Below are 22,202 nucleotides of genomic sequence, written 5' to 3'. Positions count from 1 at the left end.
TAGCGCCAACTACATATTGAGCGCCCGCTTCCGCACCGCCAGCGCAGCCTCGCGCATGACCTCGGACAGTGATGGGTGCGGGTGGCAGATCATGCCGATGTCCTCCGATGCCGCCTTGAACTCCATGGCGACCACGGCCTCGGCGATCAGATCCGAGGCATTGGCGGAGATGATGTGCACGCCCAGGATTTCGTCGGTCTTTGCATCCGCGATCATCTTGATGAAGCCATCCGGATGTCCGATCCCAAGTGCGCGGCCGTTGGCCATCATCGGGAACTGGCCGGAACGGAACTCGCGGCCTTCCGCCTTCAACTGGGCTTCTGACTTCCCCACCCAGGCGATTTCGGGCTCGGTGTAGATCACCCACGGAATGCAGTTGTAGTCGATGTGTGGCTTCTGGCCGTCGATGACCTCGGCGGCCATGACGCCTTCGTCTTCGGCCTTGTGGGCGAGCATCGGGCCGCGCACGACATCGCCGATCGCGTAGATGCCCGCCACCGGCGTGCGGCACTGGTCGTCCACGGGGATGAAACCACGCGCGTCGGCGGCCAGGCCCACGGCATCCAGACCCAGATTGTCGGTATTCGGCACGCGCCCGATCGACACGATCAACCGGTCCGCGACGAGCTTCTGTTCGGCGCCGTCCTTGTCCTTGTAGGCGATGCTGACGCCCTTGGCGGTGGCTTCGATATTGCCGATGTCGACACCAAGGTGGATCGCGAGCCCCTGCTTGCCGAACTGTTTGGCGGCTTCCCTGGCCACAGCTTCGTCAAGCGCGCCGAGGAATGTGGGCAGCGCCTCCAGCAGCGTGACTTCTGAGCCGAGCCGTCGCCATACCGAGCCGAGTTCGAGGCCGATCACCCCGGCGCCGATCACCGCGAGTTTCTTCGGCACCGAATCGAAGGACAGCGCGCCCTCGTTGTCGGAGACGATCTTGTTGTCGACCGGCACGCCCGAAAGATGGCGAGCCTTCGAACCCGTTGCGATGATGACGTTGCGTGCCGTATGCGACGTTGTCTCGCTGCCGTTGCTGGCTTCCACGGTGATCATGCCATCCGCGGCCCGCCCCTTGAACTTGCCATGGCCCTTGATCCAGGTGACCTTGTTCTTACGGAACAAGAACTCCACGCCACCGGTGAACTTGTCGACGATCGCGGCCTTGCGCTGGATCATCTGCGGCAGATCGAGCGTGACGCCCTTGACCTGCACGCCATGTTCGGCCAGCCCATGCTTCGCTTGCTCGAAGTACTCGGACGAGGCGAGCAGCGCCTTGCTTGGAATGCAGCCGACGTTCAGGCAGGTACCGCCGAGCCGTGGCTTGCCAGCGTCGTCTTTCCATTCCTCGATGCAGGCTACCGTCTTGCCTAGCTGGGCCGCACGGATGGCGGCGATATATCCACCCGGGCCGGAGCCGATCACGATCACGTCGAAGTCGGCCTTGGCCGATGCCGGGGCACCAGCGCCACCTGATGCCACGGCGGCCACCGGAGCAGGGGCAGGTGCGGGCGCTGGGGCGGATGCCGGCGCTGCAGCCGCCACGGGAGAGGCTGCAGCGACTGCTTTGCCCTCGGTGTCGACCACCGCGAGCACGTCGTCCGTATGGACCGTGGCGCCATCGGGCTGGACGATCTTTGCCAGCACGCCGTCGGCCGGACTTGGCACCTCCAGTGTGACCTTGTCGGTTTCCAGTTCCACCAGGATCTCGTCGCGTTTGACGGCCTCGCCGGCTTGCTTCTTCCACTGCATCAGCGTGGCTTCCGAGACGGATTCGGACAACTGCGGCACTTTCACTTCGATCGCGGCCATGGTTTTTCCTTGCGGGTCTCTTGTGACGAAAGCTTCCAGTCTAGGAGAGCACGCCAAGGATGCCAGCCGAGTTGCGCAGTAGTGACTTCGACGCGTGCAAATGGGGTGTCTGCATCACTCGTTGGTCGGATCGATCGGGAGGACGCCATCCCCCGCGATGCCGCGTCGCCGCTATCGGCAAAATGACCCGGCAGGAAGGCGTTGGGCTTCCTAAGCTATGGGAAGGATTGGAAGAACAAGATGCACCGGGAGGTCGCCATGACTCCAGATCTCAATGCGCAGGTCCGGCGCGTCGCGTCGGTCATGCTGCTTCCGTGGTGCGCCGCCTGCGCGTATCCGGAAGTTCATTCCCAGGCCTGCCTCTCGGGCGTCGATGTGTACGAGGACGTGGCCTATGACACGGGCGCCAGCCGCGTGACGTTCTCGGGATCGGACACCGGTACCGGTGAACCGTGCAGCGATACGATTGCCGGCCACGGCGGATTCTGGGTTGCCAGCTTCGACCGCACGGCGCCGCCGCCAGCCGAGCCGGGTGCCCTGGTCGATACGAGTACCGTGGTGGAGGCTACCGTCATCGGGGGCGAATGGCACTGGTGGCAAGCCGATGGCACCCTGCAGAGCGGCGACGTGATGGGCGGGCAGGTGATACGTCCTGCAGAGCCGGGCGGCAGCGTCGGCATCTGCACCAATGGCGCGGCCATGATCGCCGTCACGCTCTCGGTCCATCAGCAGTATCCCGGCAGCGGCACCTTCGAGGGCTGCCTGGACGATACGGGGGTGGATACCACGATGCCGTGGATCGTCCATCCGCCGTCGATCCGGGGAAGTTTGCGGATGAACTCGCCGTAAGCGGGTGATCTTTCCACTCGCCTGGCCGGCGATGGCGCTACGACAGCGCCGGCCAGTGCGCGGCTTCCAGCGCCATCCTCGCCCCGAGCAGCAGAAGCACGCCGCCCGCCACAAGGCGCTGCGCCAGCAGCCAGCGTGGGTGGCTTCCCATCATTGCCGCGGCGCGGCCCGACGATATGGCGACGAGCGCGTTGACCGATGCGAAAGCGGCGGTCAGGGCCAGCCCCAGGACCAACGATTGCCTGAGGACGCCACCCGCCTGATAGTCGATGAATTGCGGCAGTATCGACAGGAAGACCAGCGCTAGCTTGGGATTGAGCAGGCTGGTCATCGCGCCCATCGTGAACAGGCGACGCGGCCGTTCGGCCTGGGTTGCCTGGACCTGAAGCGGGGACCGGCCGCCTGGCTTGAGCATCTGCCAGGCCATGTAGAGCAGGTAGGCTGCACCAGCGATGGCAAGCAGGCGCGCGGCGCCAGGAATCGCCAGGAACAGCGCACTGATGCCAAATGCCGCGCTGAGCATGTAGGTCATGTAACCGAGCATGACGCCCGCCAGTGAAGTCAGCCCAGCCCGGGTGCCTTGCGAGACCGAGCGCGCCATCACGTAGACCATATTGGGGCCCGGCGTGATTGCCAGCAGGCCGCCCACGGCCATGAATTCGTACATCGTTCTCATGCGCAGCACCTGGTCCAGAACCATCCTTGATCGGGAATGCTGGCAGTATCGGACCACGGGATAGCTAAGTAAAACGGATTATACTGATCCGATTATTCAGATTTACTGATGAAATGAAGAAGCTCGATCTCGACGTGATGGAGATGATCGTTGCCGTGGCCGATACCGGGTCGTTCGCGCGCGCGGCGGAGACCCTGCATCGGTCGCCATCGGCCGTGAGCATGCAGATCAAGGCGATCGAGGACGTGCTCGGCAAACCACTCTTCACGCGCACCACGCGCAACGTCGCCCTGACCGAGGACGGCAGGACGCTCCTGGATTACGGACGGCATATGCTGGCCTTGCGGGAGGAGGCATGGTCGGCGGTGGTTCGCCCGGAGATTCGCGGGCGCGTCACGATCGGCGTTCCTGACGATTACGCGTCGTCGCTGCTACCTTCGGTCTTGCGCCGGTTCGCGGCGGCCCATCCGCGCGTGGAGATCCGTGTCATCGGGTTGCCCAGCCACGCGCTGATTCCATTGCTGAAGGACAACACGCTGGATCTGGCCTGCATCACGAAGGCGCGCGGCGTCACCGGCGATTTCATCCGCCATGAGCCGATGGTCTGGGTCTCGGCCCGCGGTGGCCGACCCATCTGGCGGGAGCGTCCGCTCCCGATCGCCGTCTTCGCCCACGGCAGCGCCGCGAGAGCCGGCGCCATCGCAGCGCTGCAGCAGGCCGATATCCAGTATCGGATGTCGTATGAAAGCCCCAGTCTGCTTGGATTGATCAGCATGGTCGAGGCTGGACTGGCGGTGGCGCCGCTGGCCCGATGCAGCGTGCCGGCGCATCTCGCCGTGCTGGGGGAGTCTGAAGGACTGCCGCCGCTTGCACCGCTGGAGGTCGTGCTGGCGCGCAGCGCGAAATCGGCGCGGCCACCGTGCGATTTTCTGGCGGAACAGATGCTGGCGGACTTGAAGGTCTGAGGTCCCGAACGGCTGACGCCCGGCGTGATCAGATGATGAGTCAGCGAAGAGCAGGGATAAGGGCGAAACTCACATACTCGAATCGAGGCGATTTTTCTCGTCCATGACTTGCTTCGGGCACGCCGTGCGTGGTCAGATACAGCGCTTCATTTCCCACGTCCCCACGTAATTGCAATATGACGAGCCCGATATCTACAACGCCCCCACGGCCCGCGACGCCAGACGAGATGATCGAGCGGCTCAGCGCGAGGGCTGTCGTCCACCGGGACCGATCCGGTCCTACAGAGATGGTCTGGCGCGAGATCGGTCGTGGCTCCCCCCTGGTACTGATCCATGGCGGTCATGGAAACTGGATGCACTGGGTGCGCAATATCGAGGCGCTGAGCCAGCAGCACACGCTATGGCTGCCTGACCTGCCCGGTTTCGGTGAATCTGGCACGCTCGACGGCGATCCTCACGCGGATGACCGGCTGGATCGGCTGGTCGATACGGTGGCAGCCAGTCTGAGGCAGCGGTTCGGCGCGTCGGATGGATTCGCGCTGGCGGGTTTCTCTTTCGGTGGCGTTGTCGCGGCCCGCCTGGCAGCCGCGCTGCCGAATGTCGAGAAGCTTGCGCTACTGGGCTCTGCCGGGCATGGCGGTAAGCGGCGCCAGCGACTCGATATGGTCAACTGGCGCACGGAGGACCGCGAGCAGATGCTGCAGGGGTTGAGGCACAACCTCGAAGCACTGATGCTTCACGATCCGGCCAGCATCGACGCGCTGGCCATGGCGGTGCACGAACGGGCTTGCATGGCCACGCGCTTCCGCAGCAAGTCCATTTCGCGCGGCGGTCCGGTGCTCGGACAGGCGCTCGACAGCTATGGCGGAAAGACGCTGCTGATTTGGGGCGAGCATGACGTGACGGCTGACCCCGTGGAAGCGGCACCGCGCATCGCGGGACATCTGTCGGCTCGGCAATGGCATCTGGTTCCCGGCGCCGGGCATTGGGTGCAATACGAACGAGCAGACGAAATCAATCAGTTGCTGCTGCAGTGGTTCGCCAGCGTCGATGGCGAATTGCACGCTCGATAAGGCGCGCATTAGCCCGATTCTCCTTATCGCTGCTCTCCCCATATCGGTTCTCCGGGTTCGTTTCGGATACCGAAACGGTGGTCTGGCAATGCGTGGTCAAGTGTTTGATACTCGCCGCTGGTGCGTGTTCTGGTCGACGCAGATCGACAACGCGCACTCATGCAATGGTTAGCCGAGTACTGGGTTCGTCAGCGCCCACCGAGCCGCTTCACGTGATTGGCCATCCATGCAGTTGATCAAACAAGGAGACAAGGATGGCAACTCGCAACCTGGCGACCTCGGGTCGCGCATCGTCACGACGACGACGGATACTTCACACACCACAACTGCGGCATGGGGCTCAGTCCACTACTGTCGACAGCCCCCGTATCGCGTGCATTGCCTGCATCCGCGGTAACGCCGTCACGCTGATCGAGAAGCAAGCCGAACATTATCGGAAGACCGCGAGCATTCTGGTTACGGGCAATCCGTAGCCGCGCGCTCCGAACTCAATCACTCATCCACGAGCAACGTACCGTTCGCCGACAACAGCCGGCAGGGCGGAGCTTTGTCCAGCGCTTTGATGCGCCACGAAATCAATAAGGCGTGAAGCGTTCCCGCTCAAGCGGGAGCGCGTCCACACGCCATGACCTGGCCAGCCTCAGCCGGAGATTGAGGCATTTTCAACTTGGAGGAAAAGAATGAAGGCGAGATTGACAGTTCCCGCACTCGCAGCATTGCTGTGCTGCGTTTCGGCGGAATCCCGGGCAAACGTGACCCTGTACGGCGTCGTGGATGCAGGCGTGAGCTTCACCAACAACCAGGTGGGCGGAGGCAGCGTGGTCAGGCAGACGTCGGGCAGCCTTTCCAGTTCGCGCTGGGGCGTACGTGGATCCGAGGACCTTGGCCAAGGCCTGAAAGCGGTGTTCGTGCTCGAAAGTGGCTTTGATGTCGACACTGGCAAATCAGCGCAGGGCGGACGGCTGTTCGGGCGATCGGCATATGTGGGGTTGGAGAGCCAATGGGGCAGCGTCCTGTTTGGGCGTCAGCAGAGCGCGTTGTTCGACATGATCGGCGCGTTCGACCCGATGGCGCTGTCGCCGAGGTGGTCCATCTTCAATCAGGATCTTGCCTTCGTCGCCCGGCCGGACAACACCGTGAAGTACGTGGGGAAGTTCGGTGGCTTGACGGCCACGGCGATGTACAGCTTTGGCGCGGAAAGCACCACGGTGGATGGCAGCGAGGTGCCTGGGAATGCCAAACTAGGTCGGGAGTTCGGCTTTCGCCTGAGCTACAACAATGGCCCGTTCAGCATTGGCACGGCCTATGACGAGGTCAACACCGGCACATTGACCACGAACCGCGACGCCACGTCGCGTCGGGCCACGCTGGCCGGTACCTATGCGCTCTCCACCCTCAAGGTGTTCGCCGGCTACCGATGGGCAAAGGCCTACGATGGAGCGATTCTCGTGGGCGCGCTGCCAGGTGTGTCGAATCAGGCGTCGAACCTGTGGTGGACTGGCGTGATGTGGCAGGCGGGGCCGGCGGTGACGCTTAGCGCGGCCGCTTATTACCAGGATTTCCGCAACACCGGCGGTGACCCGTGGCTGTTCGTCGCCACGGGTCGGTACGCATTCTCGAAGCGTACCGAGGCCTACCTGACGCTGGGCTACGCACTGAATCAGGAAAACTCGAACATGGGTCTTGGCAATGGCGCAGCCGGCTTCGGCCACACGCCGCCGGGCAGCAATCAGTTCGGCACGACCCTCGGGATCAAGCACATTTTCTGACATAGATCATTGTGTGGACGGGGCCTTCAACGAAATGGACTTGGTGCCCCGTCACCATTGCCAAATGGGGTGTCCTTGTCCACGCGCAAATCATCGGGCGGGCCGGGTATCGCAGTCTGGAACCAGCCAGGAATCAAGGCAACGTAAGTGCGGCACGACGTTTCCTTCTGATTGGGATTCAATGGGATGGTCGCGGGATATCGAGCCTTGACCGCGTAGAGAGGGGGCCGCAGTATGGTCGTTTCGACAGTTGAAACGACCGGAGCGACCGAAGCCGGCAGGAAGCCATGCTTGAACCGACGCACGAGAGCGAGCCTTTCTCGCGCACCACACCGGGCAGCCAGACATTGCTGCGCGGACTCAACTTACTGCGCGCATTCGTCAGCGGCGCGCCTGTGCTGAGCAACGCTCAGCTTGCCGAACGCAGTGGCCTGCCGAGGCCCACGGTCAGTCGCCTTACCCATTCGCTGGTGGAAGGCGGTTACCTCGAATACGACGGTGTGTCGAAGGGCTATCGCCTCGCGCCGGTATGCCTGAGCCTGGCGCGCTCGTTCCATATCGGACGCTCGGAGCTGGACGCCGTGTTGCCGCTGATGGGCCAGGTGGCGACGGCGGAGCAGATCAACGTCACGCTATCGGCAGCCGACGGGTTCTGGATGGTCTATCTCCACACGATTCGCAAGGGCCGCGGGCTGATGAGTCGTGCCGCAATGACCGGAACGCGATTCGGGATGGTAAGAAGCTCGACCGGGCACGCATATCTTGCTGGCCTGCCGGAATCGCGGCGGCAACTACTGATGGGCAGGCTGGCGAGCCACTACGGCGAGAAGTGGCCGAAGTACAAGGAGCGCATCGACACATCGAGGGCGAAGTACGCGAAGGACGGCTATTGCCGCTCGCGCGTCGTGCTCGGCATGGAGGGCATCGCGACTGCGGTGATGGGCCCGGATGGTGTGCTCTATACCCTGAGTGTCTCGTACGCGGTAGGGGACGATGACGATGGTCCGCTGGAGGCGCGATATGCGCCTGTGCTGCTCTCACTGCGTGACGCGATCGAGATTGCGTGGTCCGAGTTTGGCGGCGTGTAGGCGGGCGGTTCATGGGTTCAGGAGCTCATCTGCTTCAGTTGCGGAATGAGTTCTCGAAGAAACTGGCGTGTCGCGAGCGTGGGGCGTCCCAGCCGACGCCGGATCAGCGAGATGCGATGCGCGTCGTGCGGAATATCGGCGATGGGGATCGTTCGCATTCCCCATTCCTCAGCGATCTCCGCCGCATAGGCCGGCGCGATCAACACACCCGCTCCTTGCTTGATCAAGCCAAGCGCGGAAGTCAGCGTGCCGACTTCCAGAGCGCTTGGCAGCGTCACACCCTTGTCCAGGACAAGCTGATCCAGCGTGCGTCTTACGCTGAAGAAGCGCCGCAAGCTGATGTGGTTGCAGTGGGATAGGTCCGCCAGAGAGATGCGCTTGCGGGCTGCGAGGGGACAGTCGTCGCTGACCACCAGGCGCATACGCCCCTGATACACGAGTTCGGTCGCAACACCTGGCAGGTCCGTTTCGACGGCACCGAGCCCGAAATCTACTGTTCCCGCACGCACGCTCTCGACGGTTTCGTCCGTCGACAATTCGTGGAGCTCGAAGCTGACGCCAGGAAATCGCTTCCTATACTCGGTGATCGGGCCGGCAAGCAGCCCGTAGATCATCAGCGGCGACGCCGCCACACTTACCTTGCCGCGTTTCAGTTCAATCAATTCCTCGACGCTGCGGGTGGCGGCGTGCATGGTGGCGATCACGTCGACTGCAAAGGCATGGAATTCGATGGCCGCAGCCGTGGGCTCGACCCGGCGCGTCGTGCGATCGAATAGGGCAAAGCCCAATTGAGACTCGAGTTCGGCAATGACTTTGCTGGCGGCGGACTGGGTGAGGTTCTGACGAACCGCTGCCGCGGTGATGCTGTGAGTCTCGAAGACCTCCAGGAAGAGGCGCAGTTGCCGAAAGGTGATATTCATTCCAACACCGACTGGATTCATGAGAAGAAGTCGATTGTGTCATGAATAGGTCAGTCGCTACCATCCGAATCCTCCAGTGACACGACGTGGGATACACCACGCGCAATAAAGGAGGAGACAAGATGAATCGAAGTGCAAGGCTTGGACGTTGCCTGTTGGGCGGCTGCATGCTGCTCGCTTCCGCCGTTGCCCAGGCGGTTGCCTATCCGCAGAAGCCGGTGACTCTGATCGTGCCGTTCGTAGCCGGCGGCATGACCGACGTGCTGGCTAGGCAACTGGCCACCAGTATGCAGAATGCTACCGGGCAGACCGTGCTGGTTGATAACCGGCCAGGTGCCGGCGGGATCATTGGTACGGAGAAGGTGGCGAAGGCGAAGCCGGATGGCTACACGCTGCTCGTAACGACCACGGCGCACGTCGTCAATCCGTCCATCACGAAGCAGTTGCCTTATGACACGGCCCACGATTTCGCTCCGGTGGCACTTCTGGCGAGCACGCCTGCGGTGCTCGTCGTCAATCCCTCGATTCCCGCTAGGAAACTGCCGGAGCTGTTGGCGTATGCGCGGAGCGCCGGGAGTCTCAGCTACGGTTCATCGGGTACTGGCGGTATTACGCATCTTTCCGGTGCATTGCTTGCGAGCCGCACCGGCGCGCCGCTCCTGCATGTGCCCTACAAGGGAACCGCAGCCGCGGTCAACGATCTGCTTGGTGGGCAGATTCAGGCGTCGTTCGTGGATGCGCTGACCGCCATCAAGTACATCCAGGCAGGCAAGCTGAACGCCGTGGGGGTGACCACCAGCCGCCGTGCGGCGGTTTTGCCCGATGTTCCAACCATCGCAGAACAGGGCGTTCCGGGCTACGAGACCGAGATCTGGATCGGCTTCTACGCACCGGCCAACACTCCGCCCGAAATCGTTAGTCAACTCAACGCGATGGCGAAGAGCGCCATGAACGAGACTCGCTTCAAGGAAATGCTCCAGCAACAGGGAACGCTGCCGGGCCAGATGTCAGTGCCGGATTTTCAGCGCTTTGTTCAAAAGGAGATCGGCAAGTGGGGCGACATCGTGAAACGTTCCGGCATCGAGCCCCAGTAGGGGGCTGCGCACCAATTCCATTCAGAAACCTTGGGCATAGGAGACCGCTAGTGAAGTTCGTTTTTTCAATCTCGCTCGCAGCATTGTTTATCTCGGCCGCCCATGCGGCGGATGCTTACCCATCGAAGCCGGTCACGCTGGTTGTTGCATATGCCGCCGGTGGCATGACCGACATCCTGACCCGCAAGGTTGCCGCCGACCTTCAGGCGCAAACCGGTCAGACGTTCGTCGTCGACAACAAACCGGGCGCCACGGGGCAGATCGCCACGGAGTACGTCGGGCGGCGGCCGGCGGACGGCTACACCATCCTGGTGGGCGCGACCAGCCACGTCATCAATCCCGCGCTGAAGAAGACGCTGCCCTATGACGCCAGGAAAGCCTTCGATCCGGTTGCATTGCTGGCGATTAGTCCGAACTTCGTGCTCGTCAATGCAGGGCTCAACATCAGGACGTTCGCCGATCTGAAAGCCTATGGAAAGAGCCACCCAAGCATTCCCTACGGTACCGCCGGTATCGGCGGAGCTCCGCACATTATCGGCGAACTCCTGCGGGCACAGAGTGGACTTCCGCTCGTTCACGTTGCTTACAAGGGCGCGGGACCGGCGATGGCGGATCTTGTTTCCGGTCAGGTTCCGTTTGGCGTGGCCGAATCCGTGACCGCGAATGCGTATCTCAAGTCCGGAAAGATCGTTCCGCTGGCGATCGCCTCGGCGCGGCGGAGCGATGAGTTTCCAACGGTGCCGACGCTCAATGAACTCGGCTACAAGGGCTTCGAACTGACCACCTGGGTCGGTGCCTATGTGCCCGCCGGAACACCGCCGCAGGTCCTGGACATGCTCAACAAGGGCTTCCGAAAGGCCATCGCCATGCCGGCGACGTCGGAGTACATCCGTTCGACAGGGTCAGAGCCGGCCGATATGGACCTGCCCACCTACAGGGCTTTTGTCTTGTCGGAAATGGAGAAGTGGAAGGGCGTGATTCAGCAAGCGGGAGTCAAGGATGAATAGTGAGGCAGCTAAGCGAGCGGTAAATCCGGCATCGCCGGAGCAGGTGTTCTTCGCGGCCCTGCGGCAGGGGACACCAATGATCCAGTGTTGCGAGACGTGTCGCAAGCGCTTCTTCTTCCCACGCACGCATTGCCCCACATGCGACGCGGAGCACTACGCATGGGTGCCGATGACGCGTACGGGCACGCTGTACTCCTTCTCGGAGATTCCCGGTTACGGAGAGTCCGCAGGACGAAATGTGGTGCTGATCGACATGGATGATGGGTTTCGCATGATGTCAACGGTTCCCGGGGCTGCTCCCGGCGCGCTGGCCATCGGCATGCGTCTGCGTGCCATCGTGGATCCGAGCACGGAGCCTCCACGCCTTGTTCTTGAGGAGACGAGCGAATGATTGACTGGGATCCATCGCTGCGCGGAAGTATCGCGATTGTCGGGAGCGCAACGGCGGGCATTGGCGATGCCGGCGGGCAGACCGATCTGGAGATCACATCGAGAGCTGTGCACGCGGCGATCGCGCAAGCCGGATTCAGAATGTCCGATATCGACGGTCTGATGACGGCCAGTCTCTCATCTTCGATGTGGGTGGTGAAGCTGGCGGAGTACCTCGGTGTCCGCCCACGCTTCTCCGACAGTACGCAGATTGGGGGCGCGTCGTTCGTTGGCCATCTGCTCACGGCTGCCGCCGCGATTCGGGCTGGTCTCTGCAGGAACATCGTGATTGCCTACGGCGCGACGCCACGTGGCGGCAACAGCGTCTCGGCCACGTCTCCGGCACGCGCGAAGCTCGACCCGTTTCCGTTTGAGGACCCATTCCAGCCGTTCAATCCGCCCACCAGCTATGCGTTTGCGGCCATGCGCCATATGCACGAGTACGGCACCACGCGCGAGCAACTTGCGGAGGTTGCGGTTTCGGCACGGAAGTGGGCGCAACTGAACCCCGAGGCGTTCAGGCGAGAGCCTCTGACGATCGATGACGTGTTGGGTGCAAAGGTCGTGTCATCGCCGTTCACTGCGCGCGATTGTTGCCTGGTGACGGATGGCGCGGGGGCAATTGTGGTGACTGCGGCGGAACGGGCGAAGGACCTGGCGTCGGTGCCCGTCCATGTCCTTGGGACGGCGATGTCGCATCACCATCGGCAAATCTCATGCATGGACGACCTGACGACGACGGATGCACGGATTTCGGGTGCGTCTGCGCTGCAGCGAGCCGGGATGCATCTCGACGAGGTCGATGTCGTTCAGCTCTACGACGCGTTCACCATCAACCCGATCCTGTTTCTAGAGGATCTCGGGTTCTGCCCCAAGGGAGAGGGGGGGCGCTTCATCCAGGGCGGGCGCATCGCGCCAGGTGGCGCGCTGCCCGTGAATACCAATGGGGGTGGCCTTTCGTGCGTGCACCCAGGGATGTACAGCATGTTCGGCCTGGTCGAGGCCGTGCGGCAACTGCAGGGCATATGCGGCGACCGTCAGGTAGCGAACGCACGCACGGCGCTCGTCCATGGAAATGGCGGCACGTTGAGCGCTCAGGCGACGACGATCCTTTCATTGGAGAAATAGGTACATGTTGAATGGAAAAGTAGTGGTAGTAACGGGGGCCGGCAATGGCATCGGGCGGGCGGCCGCGATTGAACTGGCGCGTCAGGGCGCCGGCGTCGTGGTCAATGATCTCAGCGTCTCTCTTGATGGTCGCGCGGCAGGCGACAACGCCGCGGAGCGGGTGGCCGAGGAGATTCGGCGTGCCGGCGGAGCCGCTGTGGCGAATTGCGATTCCGTTGCGGAGTATGCGGGCGCCAGGAGCATTGTCGCTACCGCCATCGAGCGATTCGGCAGAATCGATGCGGTAGTGAACAACGCCGGCATCGTGCGGGACAAGATGTTCTACAAGCTGACTCCCGAGGACTTCGACGCGGTCGTCAAGGTGCATCTTTACGGCACGTTCAACGTCAGCCATGCAGCCGCCGATCACTTTCAGAAGCAGGGTGGTGGCAGCCTGATCAACATGACGTCGAACTCTGCGGTCATCGGCAATCGGGGGCAAGCCAACTATTGCGCGGCCAAGCTTGGCATTGTCGGCATGTCCAAGGCGATCGCCCTGGACATGCAGCGCTTCAACGTTCGATCCAACTGCATTGCGCCGCTCGCCTGGAGCCGGATGACCGAGACCATTCCGGCAAAGACGCCCGAACAGGCAGCGCATATCGAGAAGATTCGTCGCATGGGACCCGAAACGATCGCGCCGTTGATTGCGTACCTGGCTTCGGATGCATCGGCGAACGTCTCGGGCCAGGTATTCGCCATCCGGCTCAACGAAATATTCCTGATGAGCCAGTCGCGACCTGCGAAGTCCGTGCATCGTTCCGAAGGCTGGACCTCGGACACCATCGCCACACACGGAATGCCGGCACTTCGCCAATCCTTCATGCCGCTGGACACTTCGGCGGAAGTGTTTGCCTGGGATCCAGTTTGAGGGTCACGATGCCTTTGGACTATCACCAACTGAAATCGACCCGTTTCGATGCCCTGCACCATCGTTATGGCGCGGACGACTGCATCCTGTACGCCCTTGGGGTTGGCGCCGGCCTGGGTGATCCCGATGCCTTCGGTGACGAGATCGAGTACCTCTACGAAGATGGGATTCGTGCATTGCCATCCATGGTGTCGCCATTGCCTATCAGGGGTTCTGGATGCGAGATCCGGCACATGGCATTGACTGGAGAAAGGTCGTGCACGGCGAACAGCGCATGACGTTGTTCGGTCCGCTTCCCGCATCGGGCAGCGTCGTCAGCCGCAGTTGCGTGACACGCGTGACAGACAAGGGGGAGCGTGGTGGCGCTGTGGTTGCAGTGGAGCGTTGCATTTTCGACGAAGCGTCGGAGAGGTGCTTGGCGCGGATCGAGCAGGTCAACGTCTGCCGGGGCGATGGCGGCTACTCCGTGGGTGACAGTCTGCTTTCGGACACACCGCTGCCGCCTATACCGAGCCCACCGGAACGGCGGCCGGATGAGACGCTGCGGATGCCCACTGCCAGGAACCAGGCGGCGATCTATCGACTGACCGGTGACCGCAATCCACTGCATATCGACCCCGAAAGCGCAAGGAAGGCGGGCCTGGACGCGCCGATCCTGCATGGTGCTTCAATGGCAGGCATTGCCACTCGGGCAGTCTTGAGGCGGCCGCCGCTCGGTGGCGAGTGCTTTGTTTCCCAGATTGATATCCGGTTCACCGGCATGGCGTACCCGGGACGGAGCGTTGATGTCGAGTGCTGGCTCGGCGCCGATCGGACGGCTTTCCGGTGTCTGGAGGCGGACACCCACCGGGAGCTGGCCTTTGGGCATGTGGTCTGGGAGTTGGAGAGCGCAACGGGAACAGGATTGGAAACGGAATATGCAGAGCAAGCTGATTGACGCCGCTGAGACAGCGGTTGCCGACATTGAATCCGGCGCATCCATCTTTGTAGGTGGATTCGGCGGCGCGGGGATCCCGAGGCAACTACTCGCCGCGCTGTTGAACAGCACTGACGTCGGGGACCTCACGCTGATCAACAATAACGCAGGCAGTGGTGATCCAAGCTTCTTGGAGTTGGTGCGGGTTGGCAGGGTGCGGCGCATTGTCTGTTCCTACCCGCGGATGCCGGGATCGGAATTGCTCAGGGACCGAGTGATTGCCGGCAGCCTGGTGGTGGAAGTCATGCCACAGGGAACGCTTGTCGAGCGTATTCGTGCCGCGGGGGCGGGGCTCGGGGCGTTCTTCACGCCCACGGGATACGGGACGCCGTTCGCCGAAGGCAAGGAGACAAGGGTGATGAACGGACGCGGATACGTACTGGAGCAGCCGCTGCCTGCGGACTATGCCTTCGTCAACGCGTCTCGCGCGGACATGCTCGGCAATCTTGAATACCGCTATGCACAGCGAAACTTCGGGCCGGTGATGTGCACGGCCGCCGGCACCACGATCGTTGAAGCGGATGAGGTGGTCGATACGGGGATGCTTGACCCCTGCCACATCGTGACGCCGAGCATCTTTGTCAACCGCGTAGTCCGGAGAGATACATGCGCTGCCTGACGCGAAACGATATCGCCCGCCTTGTTGCGGAAGACTTTCCCAGGTACGCAGTGGTCAACCTGGGTATCGGGATGCCGACAATGGTGACTGAGCACATCTCACCGCGTCTTGGCATTCATCTCCATAGCGAGAACGGCATCCTGGGCATGGCGCAGCGAAACCCATCGGTGCCACCTGACCCGGATCTCATCAACGCCAGCAAGGAAAATGTGGCGCTCCAGCCCGGTGCATCGATCTGCGACCACGCACTGTCCTTCACGATGATGCGTGGGGGACATCTCGATATCACGGTGCTTGGGGCATTCGAAGTGGCTGCGAACGGCGACATTGCCAACTGGGCCCTCGGTGAAGGCGACCCGCTGCCGTCCGTTGGTGGGGCCATGGATCTTGCGGTTGGAACGCCGACAGTCTGGGTCATGATGGAAACGCTCACCCGTTCGAATGCTTCCCGTCTGGTCGCTCGCTGCGAATTGCCGCTGACGGCGCAGGGCGTCGTGAATCGCGTGTACACGGAGATTGGTGTCTTCGACGTAGCGGACGGGAGCTTTGTCCCGCGGGCGCTGGTGGAAGGTGTCTCTCCGGAGACCATCGGCCAATGGGTCGCAGGCCCGCTACGGTGGCGTGACGAACCGTTTGTCGTGTTGTCCAGCGGCACCTCTGACCATCCCACTCGTTGACCCATGCCGAACATCGAGATGAACACCGTGTCGGACACCAGCGAAGCGCCGGAGATCGTTGTGGAGGCCAGGGCCTGGCTGGAGGGGGGCCTGGCAGCCTTGCGCGAGGAGTTCCCATCGCACATGAATCCGAGCCAGGCGTGCCGGTTGCGCTGGAACGCGCTCCTCTGTGACGCCAATCTGATTGCCTTGACCTGGCCTGAGGAGTACGGCGGGCGCGCATTGCCCATAGCCGACCTGATCGCTTTCCACGAGCTTTGCGCTACCAAGGGGGCTCCTCAGCCGAGCAACAGCATCGCGCACTCGATTCTGGCGCCGACCCTGCTTCAGTTCGGCACAGCGGCGCAGAAGGCACGTTTTCTCCCTGGCATTCGTCTTGGCACGGAAATCTGGTGTCAGGGTTACTCCGAGCCGGGATCGGGGTCCGATCTCGCATCGGTGAAGTCGCGGGCTGTCAAGGGCGAGGCCGGGTGGACCCTGAACGGGCACAAGATCTGGACCACCCAGGCGCATCTTGCGCGATGGTGCTTTGCGCTGGTTCGCACGGACCCGGAAAGCCAGGGACATCGAGGGCTCAGCTTCATGCTCGTCGATATGCAGTCGCCAGGCGTTCGTGTTTGTCCAATCCGCCAGCTAACGGGCGAGGCCGACTACAACGAGGTTTTCTTCGAGAATGTGACGGTACCCGACGAGAACATCGTCGGGCAGGTTGGAGATGGGTGGCGAGTTGCCATGGCCGCTGCGGAGTTCGAGCGCGGCATCTATTTCCTTCCCCGCGTCGTGCAACTGGAGCATGAGCTTGGCCGGGCTGAATCACTGCTGGCGCGCGTGTCGGCGGAAGGCAGCGACGCAGCGACCTACGGCTCCCGTTTGCTGGATGCACGGGATCGCTGTCAGGTGATTCGCTGGCGTGTGGAGAGGGTGGTAAGCCGGGTCGCAGCAGGCAACACCCCCGGGATTGATGGGGCGATCCTGAAGCTGCTCTGGAGTGAAACACGGCAGATGGTCATCGAGCTTCAACTTGACCTGTTGGGAGAACGTGCGGCGATCGGCCCCGGGGCGGATGGCGACTATGCCGAGGATGCTTCGATCGTTCGCGAGTTCCTGTGGTCGAGAGCGGAGACGATCGTTGCTGGTACATCCGAGATCCAGCGGAACATCATCGCAGAACGAGTCTTGGGCCTACCAAAGGACAAAATTGCCAATGCAGACTGAAGCCGACGAAATGCTGGTGGCATCGTTTGATCGACTGATCCGCGAGCAACATCCGATCGCCTATGCGAGAACCGCCTGTACGCACGACGCCGCCAGGCGCTATCTGCTCTGGTCGCTGCTGGATGAAGGTGGGTGGCTGGATCTGTGCCAATTCGAGTCGCAGGCGGAATCGCAGGTCCTCGCAATCGGTGAGTTGATGGGCCGTGCGCTTCTGACGCAGCCGCTCGCATTTTCCGCCTACGTGCTGAAGCCACTCTGCGATGACATGCCCGCGCTTGTCGATGCTGGTGTGATCCTTCCGCCCGAAACCCATCCCGGCGTCGGTCGTGTGGATGAAGGGGCCGGCGCCGGGCGATTCGTCGACTATCACGGCCAGGACGCCTGCTACTACCAGCTCTATCTGGGGGCAGACCGGAGGACGTGGGGGATCCGGCGGTACGCAGGATGCGACGTGCAGGAGATGGAAGGCATGGATGCATGTGGGCGACTGGGAGTGTTACCTGAGCGCGGTGCGCTTGCCGAGACGACGCTGACGCTTGCCGAGGCGGACATGGCGACGATTCTCCGACGGTATCTGGCGGTAGAACTGGCTCAGATGATCGGTGCAGCCGCCGCCTCGTTGGATATGGCGATTGGATATGCCAAGGAGCGGCGCCAGTTTGGCAGGCTGATTGGCCAGTATCAGGCGATCAAGCATCCGCTGGCAAATGCGTGGGTTGCGCTTGATAACGGTCGCTATGCCGTTCGCGCGCTATTGAGTGAATCTGAGAAGGGGCCGAGTCTCGCGGGCACGGCGAATCGGCTGGTGGCGGCAGCGGCCGCGCAGGCCACCAAGCTGTCGGTGCAGGTCCATGGCGGCATGGGGTTTGCCTGGGAGCATGACGCGCATCTGTTTCTCAAGCGCGTCTACCACATGGGCACGCGAACCCGGGTTCTGGCGGCCCTGCTGGATCTGGCGTGGGCCTGATCCAGCAGGGCCCTGGCAGCAGCTTCGATGCAGGATCTGTTGCCAACATATTCCATTCGATGATAAATCTATGAAGACAATTCGCTTGTTTGCATGAATGGATCGGAACAACATGGCGGTCATCAGACAGAGGAGACACTCATGAAGACACGTATTGCCGCCTTGGTGGCTGCCGTCATCGTTGCACCACACGCGTTTGCCCACGGTGACGATTATCCGAACAAGCCGATCAAGCTGGTTGTTCCTTTCACGGCCGGCAGTGCTTCCGATACGGCGGCGCGCATTGTTGCCGAGGAGGTGCGTTCGTCGATTGGCACGATCGTCGTCGACAATCGGCCGGGCGCCAACGGCATCATCGGCTCGAACTATGTGGCGAAGTCGCCGGCGGATGGCTACACGCTGTTGTTGACAAGCAGTTCCACGCATTCCGGCATCGAAGCGTTGTTCAAACGTCCCGGCTACGACCCGATCAAGGACTTTGTTCATATCTCCCGCATCGCTACGATCCCCATGGTGCTGGTCACGCGTCCGGATGCGCCATACAAGACGGCAAAGGACATGGCCCTGTACGCGCAGAAGAACCATCTGCGTTATGGCTACGGCAGCGGCTCGGCGCAGATCGCGGCCGCCACGTTCTCGCAGATGGCGAACGTGCCATCCGACGCCATTCCCTACAAGAGTCAGCCTCCTGCGGTGACCGATCTGCTCGGTGGGCAGATCGACTACATGGTGGCGGATACATCGGTCGTCATGAGTTTCCTTCATGGTGGCAAGCTCGATGGCCTGGCCATCACGAGTCCCAGGCGTTTGCCCGAGCTTCCCAACGTGCCGACGATGGCGGAGGCTGGATACAAGAACTTCGACCTGGTCGTATGGGTGGGGCTGGCCGCGCCGGCTGGCACGCCGGCGGCCGTCGTGGAGAAATGGAACAAGGCCGTGAACGATGCCGTGGCACGTCCCCCCGTCGTGGAGAAGCTTGCGAAGCTCGGCATGGTTGCGGCGCCGGCCAGCACGCGTGACTTCGCGGCATTCACTGTCGCTCAGCGTGGCATCTGGACGTCCAGGGCCACCAAGGCGGGTGTGGAGCAGCAATGACGCATCGCGCACCGGATACGACGGGGCCGCTTGCGGGCGTCCGTGTGCTGGATCTGACGTCGGTCATCATGGGTCCCGTCTGCACGCAGATTCTGGCCGACTATGGGGCGACGGTCGTGAAGATCGAGCCGCCTGATGGTGACGTGATGCGCCATGCCGGCAACAAGCGTGCGCCTGGCATGGGAAGCATGTTCCTTCATGCGAACCAGGGAAAATCGTCGGTCGTCCTGGATCTCAAGCGAGAGGATGATGTCCGAACGCTCAGAGAGATGCTACCGGGCTTTGACGTGCTGGTGCACAACGTGCGGCCGCAAGCCATGCGCAGGTTAGGGCTCGATGAAGCGGCCGTGCGCGGCCTGAATCCGTCGATCATCTATGTTGAACTGACCGGGTATGCAGAGGGTGGGCCGCTGCACGGACGTGCGGCGTATGACGACGTCATTCAGGCGCAGACGGGGCTGGCCGAATTGTTTGCACGCCAGACGGGCGGCGCGCCTCAGTATGTGCCGACGCTGATTGCAGACAGGGTGACCGGCCTGACGGCCGCGCACGCCACCATTGCGGCACTGTTCGCGCGCAAGAGCACGGGGCGCGGTGATACGGTTCGCGTATCGATGTTCGAGACGATGGCGGCGTTCGTTCTTGCGGATCACCTCGGCGGAGCGTCGTTCGAACCTTCGACTGGCGCAATGGGATACAGCCGCCTGCTGACACCGCACAGGAAGCCATATCGAACGCGCGATGGCTACATCGCAGCGGTTGTCTACAACGACAAGCACTGGAAGTCGTTCTTCGAGGCGATTGATGATCTCGCGACGTTCGAGCGCGACAGCCGGTTTCAAACTGCGCCCGCGCGGGCCGAGAACTACGACGTCATCTATGGCCACCTCGCGCAGGTCATGCTGACGCGCACCACCGACGCGTGGGTGGCGCTGCTGGAAGCCGCGGATATTCCGTGCGCGCGTGTCAATCGCGTGGAAGACCTGCTGGAAGATGCGCAGCTTCGCTCGGTTGGCTTCTTTGATCAGCGCGACTTCGGCGATGGTGGTCAGCGGCGTATCGTTGCACGCTTTCGCTCGCCAGCCGCGCAAAATGATCTTGCAACGCCGGCGCCGAAGCTTGGTCAGCAGGCAGGGGAACTGGAAGAATGAATCAGGAAACGGTGAAAATGGTGAACACGGAAGAGATCAAACATCTGGCGCTCGATGTATCGGAGCAGGGCGTGGCGACGCTGCGCATCGCCAATGGCACCAGTCTGAATATTCTGGACTCGGACACGATCGTCGAATTCACGCAAACGCTGCGTCGGCTAGCTCGTCGCCCTGACGTCCGGGTACTGGTGTTGCGCGGGACGGGGGAGAAGGCATTTGTTGGTGGCGCGAACATCAAGGAGCTGGCCAGGCTCCAGCCGGAGACGGCGGTGGCGTTCATCACGCGGTTGCACGATCTGTGCGAGGCAGTCCGCGATTTCCCGGTGCCGACGATCGCCCGTTTGTCGGGCTGGTGCATGGGGGGCGGCATGGAGTTTGCCGCCGCTTGCGATATCCGCATCGCTGACGAGCATGCCAATTTCGCCATGCCGGAAGTCAGGATCGGCATCCCGTCGGTCATTCATGCAAACATCCTTTCTCGCCTGATCGGTGAGGGGAACACGCGCTGGATGTTGCTGACCGGGTCCTCGATCAATGCTGCGCGCGCCCACGCCTGGGGATTTGTTCACGAGGTCGTTGCCAACGACGCGCTGGATGCCGCAGTTGCGCATACGGTATCCGAAATACTGGAGTGCGGGCCGGAAGCTGTGCGCGCGCAGAAGTTGCTGCTGCGCGCGTGGGAAGATCCTGCGATCGAGCGGGGGCTGAAGCACAGCATTGCCGTGTTTGGCGACGTCTACGCTGGGTCAGAACCGGATGCGTACATGGCGCGGTTTCTTGAGCGCAAGAAGAAAAGCTGACGGGCGCGGCGAGCGGTCATGTACCATCGAGCGCTCCGTCCAATTGCCAGCGCCATGAACTTCACACTCAGGGAGTTCCGAGTATTCCGCGTCGTGTACGAACTCCGCAGTTTCAGCGGAGCTTCCCAGGCCATTCACATGACGCAGTCGGCGGTGAGCAAGGTGTGCCAGGAGATGGAGGCCAAGGTCGGGCAGCGGCTCTTCGAACGGTCGACGCGCAAGGTGACACCAACCCAGTTGGCGCACCAGCTGTATGGCCATGTATGTGAAGTGCTCGGGACCATGGATGCCGCCGAGCGCAGTATGCAGAGCCTGCTGAACCTGGAAGCTGGCGAAGTCAGCGTCGCATCGTCGCCAATGATGTGCGTGGGATTGTTGCGTGGGGCGGTTTCGGCGTTCCACGAAGCCCATCCGGCGATCCGGATCGGCATGCATGAGTTGTCGACGGACGAGACGATCGAGTACGTGGTCAATGGAAAGGCCGACTTCGGACTGGTTTCGATGGAAGAAGCCCATCCCAAGCTCTCGATCGAGCACCTGTACAACGAATCCATGTTCGTGATCTGTGCCGGCGACCACGAACTGGCACGCAAGCGCAAGGTTAGCTGGGAGTTGCTTGCGGACTATCCGCAGATCTCCTTGCATTCAACGTTCAGCACGCGGCGGACCATCGATCGCGTTTTTGCGTCGAGACACCTGACGTACTCGACATCCGTCGAGGTCGGGACGGTTCTGTCGGCCATCAGCTTTGCGAAGGCGCGGCTCGGGGTTACGGTGTTGCCCGGCTACGTTCGGGAGTTCGTATCGGAACTGGGCCTGGTAGCGAAGGCATTGCCCTGCGAGGGAGTCGAACACCCCATCTCACTCATTACACGCTGGAATGCGCGGCTTTCGACGCCAGCAGAATGTCTGCTTGACAGCGTCAGGAAGCGACTGGCCGCCGCACGAGCCTAGTTGCGTCAGAAGGCCGCGTCTCGATCCTGTCGTG

General features: G+C 62.2%; 23 protein-coding genes and 1 pseudogene. 20 read left to right on the top strand and 4 right to left on the bottom strand.

Going from position 1 to position 22,202, the window contains the following annotated elements; all coding sequences use genetic code 11:
- Nucleotides 1-9: 9 nt before the first annotated feature.
- Entirely contained in the window at nucleotides 10-1,476 is a 1,467-nt protein-coding gene (lpdA, locus tag K6G35_RS27795; RefSeq protein WP_495677143.1) for a dihydrolipoyl dehydrogenase, read from the bottom strand.
- Nucleotides 1,477-1,590: 114 nt separating this feature from the next.
- Nucleotides 1,591-1,806: pseudogene (locus tag K6G35_RS27790) on the bottom strand (biotin/lipoyl-containing protein); the annotation flags it as partial.
- 258 nt (nucleotides 1,807-2,064) lie between these two features.
- Here K6G35_RS27790 and K6G35_RS27785 point away from each other — a divergent pair.
- Entirely contained in the window at nucleotides 2,065-2,655 is a 591-nt protein-coding gene (locus tag K6G35_RS27785) for a hypothetical protein (RefSeq protein ID WP_234707029.1), read from the top strand.
- A gap of 37 nt (nucleotides 2,656-2,692) precedes the next feature.
- Here K6G35_RS27785 and K6G35_RS27780 read toward each other — a convergent pair whose 3' ends face one another.
- Nucleotides 2,693-3,331, bottom strand: a complete 639-nt coding sequence (locus tag K6G35_RS27780) for a LysE family translocator (protein WP_035883378.1) — start codon at nucleotides 3,329-3,331, stop codon at nucleotides 2,693-2,695.
- Nucleotides 3,332-3,444: 113 nt separating this feature from the next.
- Here K6G35_RS27780 and K6G35_RS27775 point away from each other — a divergent pair, with 113 nt between their 5' ends.
- From K6G35_RS27775 to K6G35_RS27760, 4 genes are all read left to right on the top strand, one after another.
- Nucleotides 3,445-4,296: a LysR substrate-binding domain-containing protein gene (locus K6G35_RS27775; protein WP_495676700.1), complete on the top strand. Its 852-nt coding sequence runs from the start codon at nucleotides 3,445-3,447 to the stop codon at nucleotides 4,294-4,296.
- Between the two features lie 176 nt (nucleotides 4,297-4,472).
- Nucleotides 4,473-5,369: an alpha/beta fold hydrolase gene (locus K6G35_RS27770; RefSeq protein WP_495676699.1), complete on the top strand. Its 897-nt coding sequence runs from the start codon at nucleotides 4,473-4,475 to the stop codon at nucleotides 5,367-5,369.
- A gap of 680 nt (nucleotides 5,370-6,049) precedes the next feature.
- Complete coding sequence (locus tag K6G35_RS27765; RefSeq protein ID WP_035883284.1) at nucleotides 6,050-7,138, top strand: porin; 1,089 nt, start codon at nucleotides 6,050-6,052, stop codon at nucleotides 7,136-7,138.
- A 287-nt stretch (nucleotides 7,139-7,425) separates the two neighbouring features.
- The gene (locus tag K6G35_RS27760; protein ID WP_008652446.1) at nucleotides 7,426-8,226 is read left to right on the top strand and encodes an IclR family transcriptional regulator; all 801 of its coding nucleotides are present in this window, start codon (nucleotides 7,426-7,428) and stop codon (nucleotides 8,224-8,226) included.
- Between the two features lie 17 nt (nucleotides 8,227-8,243).
- On the opposite strand, the gene K6G35_RS27755 is transcribed toward K6G35_RS27760, so the two are convergent.
- On the bottom strand, nucleotides 8,244-9,146 hold the full coding sequence (locus K6G35_RS27755; RefSeq protein WP_495676698.1) for a LysR family transcriptional regulator: 903 nt from the start codon (nucleotides 9,144-9,146) through the stop codon (nucleotides 8,244-8,246).
- A gap of 122 nt (nucleotides 9,147-9,268) precedes the next feature.
- On the opposite strand from K6G35_RS27755, the gene K6G35_RS27750 reads away from it, so the two are divergent.
- From K6G35_RS27750 to K6G35_RS27680, 15 genes are all read left to right on the top strand, one after another.
- A complete protein-coding gene (locus tag K6G35_RS27750; RefSeq protein ID WP_286882530.1) occupies nucleotides 9,269-10,240 on the top strand; it encodes a Bug family tripartite tricarboxylate transporter substrate binding protein in 972 nt (323 codons plus the stop codon).
- A 50-nt stretch (nucleotides 10,241-10,290) separates the two neighbouring features.
- Complete coding sequence (locus tag K6G35_RS27745) at nucleotides 10,291-11,247, top strand: Bug family tripartite tricarboxylate transporter substrate binding protein (protein ID WP_495676697.1); 957 nt, start codon at nucleotides 10,291-10,293, stop codon at nucleotides 11,245-11,247.
- Nucleotides 11,240-11,638: a Zn-ribbon domain-containing OB-fold protein gene (locus tag K6G35_RS27740; protein ID WP_286882528.1), complete on the top strand. Its 399-nt coding sequence runs from the start codon at nucleotides 11,240-11,242 to the stop codon at nucleotides 11,636-11,638. Before K6G35_RS27745 ends, K6G35_RS27740 begins: the two co-directional genes overlap by 8 nt.
- Nucleotides 11,635-12,804: a thiolase family protein gene (locus K6G35_RS27735; RefSeq protein ID WP_286882527.1), complete on the top strand. Its 1,170-nt coding sequence runs from the start codon at nucleotides 11,635-11,637 to the stop codon at nucleotides 12,802-12,804. The genes K6G35_RS27740 and K6G35_RS27735 overlap by 4 nt, the downstream gene beginning before the upstream one ends.
- A gap of 4 nt (nucleotides 12,805-12,808) precedes the next feature.
- Nucleotides 12,809-13,714, top strand: coding sequence for an SDR family oxidoreductase (locus K6G35_RS27730; RefSeq protein ID WP_286882526.1), 906 nt, complete (start codon nucleotides 12,809-12,811; stop codon nucleotides 13,712-13,714).
- 8 nt (nucleotides 13,715-13,722) lie between these two features.
- Nucleotides 13,723-13,992, top strand: a complete 270-nt coding sequence (locus K6G35_RS27725; RefSeq protein ID WP_495676696.1) for a hypothetical protein — start codon at nucleotides 13,723-13,725, stop codon at nucleotides 13,990-13,992.
- On the top strand, nucleotides 13,971-14,651 hold the full coding sequence (locus K6G35_RS27720) for a MaoC/PaaZ C-terminal domain-containing protein (protein ID WP_495676695.1): 681 nt from the start codon (nucleotides 13,971-13,973) through the stop codon (nucleotides 14,649-14,651). The genes K6G35_RS27725 and K6G35_RS27720 overlap by 22 nt, the downstream gene beginning before the upstream one ends.
- Entirely contained in the window at nucleotides 14,632-15,309 is a 678-nt protein-coding gene (locus K6G35_RS27715) for a 3-oxoacid CoA-transferase subunit A (RefSeq protein WP_495676694.1), read from the top strand. Before K6G35_RS27720 ends, K6G35_RS27715 begins: the two co-directional genes overlap by 20 nt.
- Nucleotides 15,297-15,986 (top strand): CoA-transferase, encoded by a 690-nt coding sequence (locus K6G35_RS27710; RefSeq protein WP_286882523.1) that lies wholly within the window; start codon nucleotides 15,297-15,299, stop codon nucleotides 15,984-15,986. The genes K6G35_RS27715 and K6G35_RS27710 overlap by 13 nt, the downstream gene beginning before the upstream one ends.
- A gap of 3 nt (nucleotides 15,987-15,989) precedes the next feature.
- Entirely contained in the window at nucleotides 15,990-17,201 is a 1,212-nt protein-coding gene (locus K6G35_RS27705; RefSeq protein WP_495676693.1) for an acyl-CoA dehydrogenase family protein, read from the top strand.
- 10 nt (nucleotides 17,202-17,211) lie between these two features.
- Nucleotides 17,212-18,168 carry an acyl-CoA dehydrogenase family protein gene (locus K6G35_RS27700; RefSeq protein ID WP_495676692.1) on the top strand — a complete coding sequence of 319 codons (957 nt, stop codon included), beginning with the start codon at nucleotides 17,212-17,214 and terminating at the stop codon, nucleotides 18,166-18,168.
- 141 nt (nucleotides 18,169-18,309) lie between these two features.
- Nucleotides 18,310-19,263, top strand: coding sequence for a Bug family tripartite tricarboxylate transporter substrate binding protein (locus K6G35_RS27695; RefSeq protein WP_495676691.1), 954 nt, complete (start codon nucleotides 18,310-18,312; stop codon nucleotides 19,261-19,263).
- The gene (locus tag K6G35_RS27690) at nucleotides 19,260-20,414 is read left to right on the top strand and encodes a CaiB/BaiF CoA transferase family protein (RefSeq protein WP_008652442.1); all 1,155 of its coding nucleotides are present in this window, start codon (nucleotides 19,260-19,262) and stop codon (nucleotides 20,412-20,414) included. Before K6G35_RS27695 ends, K6G35_RS27690 begins: the two co-directional genes overlap by 4 nt.
- Before the next feature lie 17 nt (nucleotides 20,415-20,431).
- Nucleotides 20,432-21,214, top strand: coding sequence for an enoyl-CoA hydratase (locus K6G35_RS27685; protein ID WP_052018200.1), 783 nt, complete (start codon nucleotides 20,432-20,434; stop codon nucleotides 21,212-21,214).
- Between the two features lie 54 nt (nucleotides 21,215-21,268).
- Nucleotides 21,269-22,168, top strand: coding sequence for a LysR family transcriptional regulator (locus tag K6G35_RS27680; RefSeq protein WP_035883380.1), 900 nt, complete (start codon nucleotides 21,269-21,271; stop codon nucleotides 22,166-22,168).
- The last annotated feature ends 34 nt before the right edge of the window (nucleotides 22,169-22,202 follow it).

This window comes from Cupriavidus sp. HY129, from assembly GCF_059492215.1.
The sequence above is the reverse complement of the archived record's forward strand: the minus strand, read 5'-3'. Positions and strand labels throughout refer to the sequence as shown.

What these genes read in the sequence shown, in the direction of transcription:
- K6G35_RS27785 (WP_234707029.1), top strand. Translation starts at nt 2,065, where the DNA reads ATGACTCCAGATCTCAATGCGCAGGTCCGGCGCGTCGCGTCGGTCATG.
- K6G35_RS27780 (WP_035883378.1), bottom strand. Translation starts at nt 3,331, where the DNA reads ATGAGAACGATGTACGAATTCATGGCCGTGGGCGGCCTGCTGGCAATC.
- K6G35_RS27775 (WP_495676700.1), top strand. Translation starts at nt 3,445, where the DNA reads ATGAAGAAGCTCGATCTCGACGTGATGGAGATGATCGTTGCCGTGGCC.
- K6G35_RS27770 (WP_495676699.1), top strand. Translation starts at nt 4,473, where the DNA reads ATGACGAGCCCGATATCTACAACGCCCCCACGGCCCGCGACGCCAGAC.
- K6G35_RS27765 (WP_035883284.1), top strand. Translation starts at nt 6,050, where the DNA reads ATGAAGGCGAGATTGACAGTTCCCGCACTCGCAGCATTGCTGTGCTGC.
- K6G35_RS27760 (WP_008652446.1), top strand. Translation starts at nt 7,426, where the DNA reads ATGCTTGAACCGACGCACGAGAGCGAGCCTTTCTCGCGCACCACACCG.
- K6G35_RS27755 (WP_495676698.1), bottom strand. Translation starts at nt 9,146, where the DNA reads ATGAATATCACCTTTCGGCAACTGCGCCTCTTCCTGGAGGTCTTCGAG.
- K6G35_RS27750 (WP_286882530.1), top strand. Translation starts at nt 9,269, where the DNA reads ATGAATCGAAGTGCAAGGCTTGGACGTTGCCTGTTGGGCGGCTGCATG.
- K6G35_RS27740 (WP_286882528.1), top strand. Translation starts at nt 11,240, where the DNA reads ATGAATAGTGAGGCAGCTAAGCGAGCGGTAAATCCGGCATCGCCGGAG.
- K6G35_RS27735 (WP_286882527.1), top strand. Translation starts at nt 11,635, where the DNA reads ATGATTGACTGGGATCCATCGCTGCGCGGAAGTATCGCGATTGTCGGG.
- K6G35_RS27730 (WP_286882526.1), top strand. Translation starts at nt 12,809, where the DNA reads ATGTTGAATGGAAAAGTAGTGGTAGTAACGGGGGCCGGCAATGGCATC.
- K6G35_RS27725 (WP_495676696.1), top strand. Translation starts at nt 13,723, where the DNA reads ATGCCTTTGGACTATCACCAACTGAAATCGACCCGTTTCGATGCCCTG.
- K6G35_RS27715 (WP_495676694.1), top strand. Translation starts at nt 14,632, where the DNA reads ATGCAGAGCAAGCTGATTGACGCCGCTGAGACAGCGGTTGCCGACATT.
- K6G35_RS27710 (WP_286882523.1), top strand. Translation starts at nt 15,297, where the DNA reads ATGCGCTGCCTGACGCGAAACGATATCGCCCGCCTTGTTGCGGAAGAC.
- K6G35_RS27705 (WP_495676693.1), top strand. Translation starts at nt 15,990, where the DNA reads ATGCCGAACATCGAGATGAACACCGTGTCGGACACCAGCGAAGCGCCG.
- K6G35_RS27700 (WP_495676692.1), top strand. Translation starts at nt 17,212, where the DNA reads ATGCTGGTGGCATCGTTTGATCGACTGATCCGCGAGCAACATCCGATC.
- K6G35_RS27695 (WP_495676691.1), top strand. Translation starts at nt 18,310, where the DNA reads ATGAAGACACGTATTGCCGCCTTGGTGGCTGCCGTCATCGTTGCACCA.
- K6G35_RS27690 (WP_008652442.1), top strand. Translation starts at nt 19,260, where the DNA reads ATGACGCATCGCGCACCGGATACGACGGGGCCGCTTGCGGGCGTCCGT.
- K6G35_RS27685 (WP_052018200.1), top strand. Translation starts at nt 20,432, where the DNA reads ATGGTGAACACGGAAGAGATCAAACATCTGGCGCTCGATGTATCGGAG.
- K6G35_RS27680 (WP_035883380.1), top strand. Translation starts at nt 21,269, where the DNA reads ATGAACTTCACACTCAGGGAGTTCCGAGTATTCCGCGTCGTGTACGAA.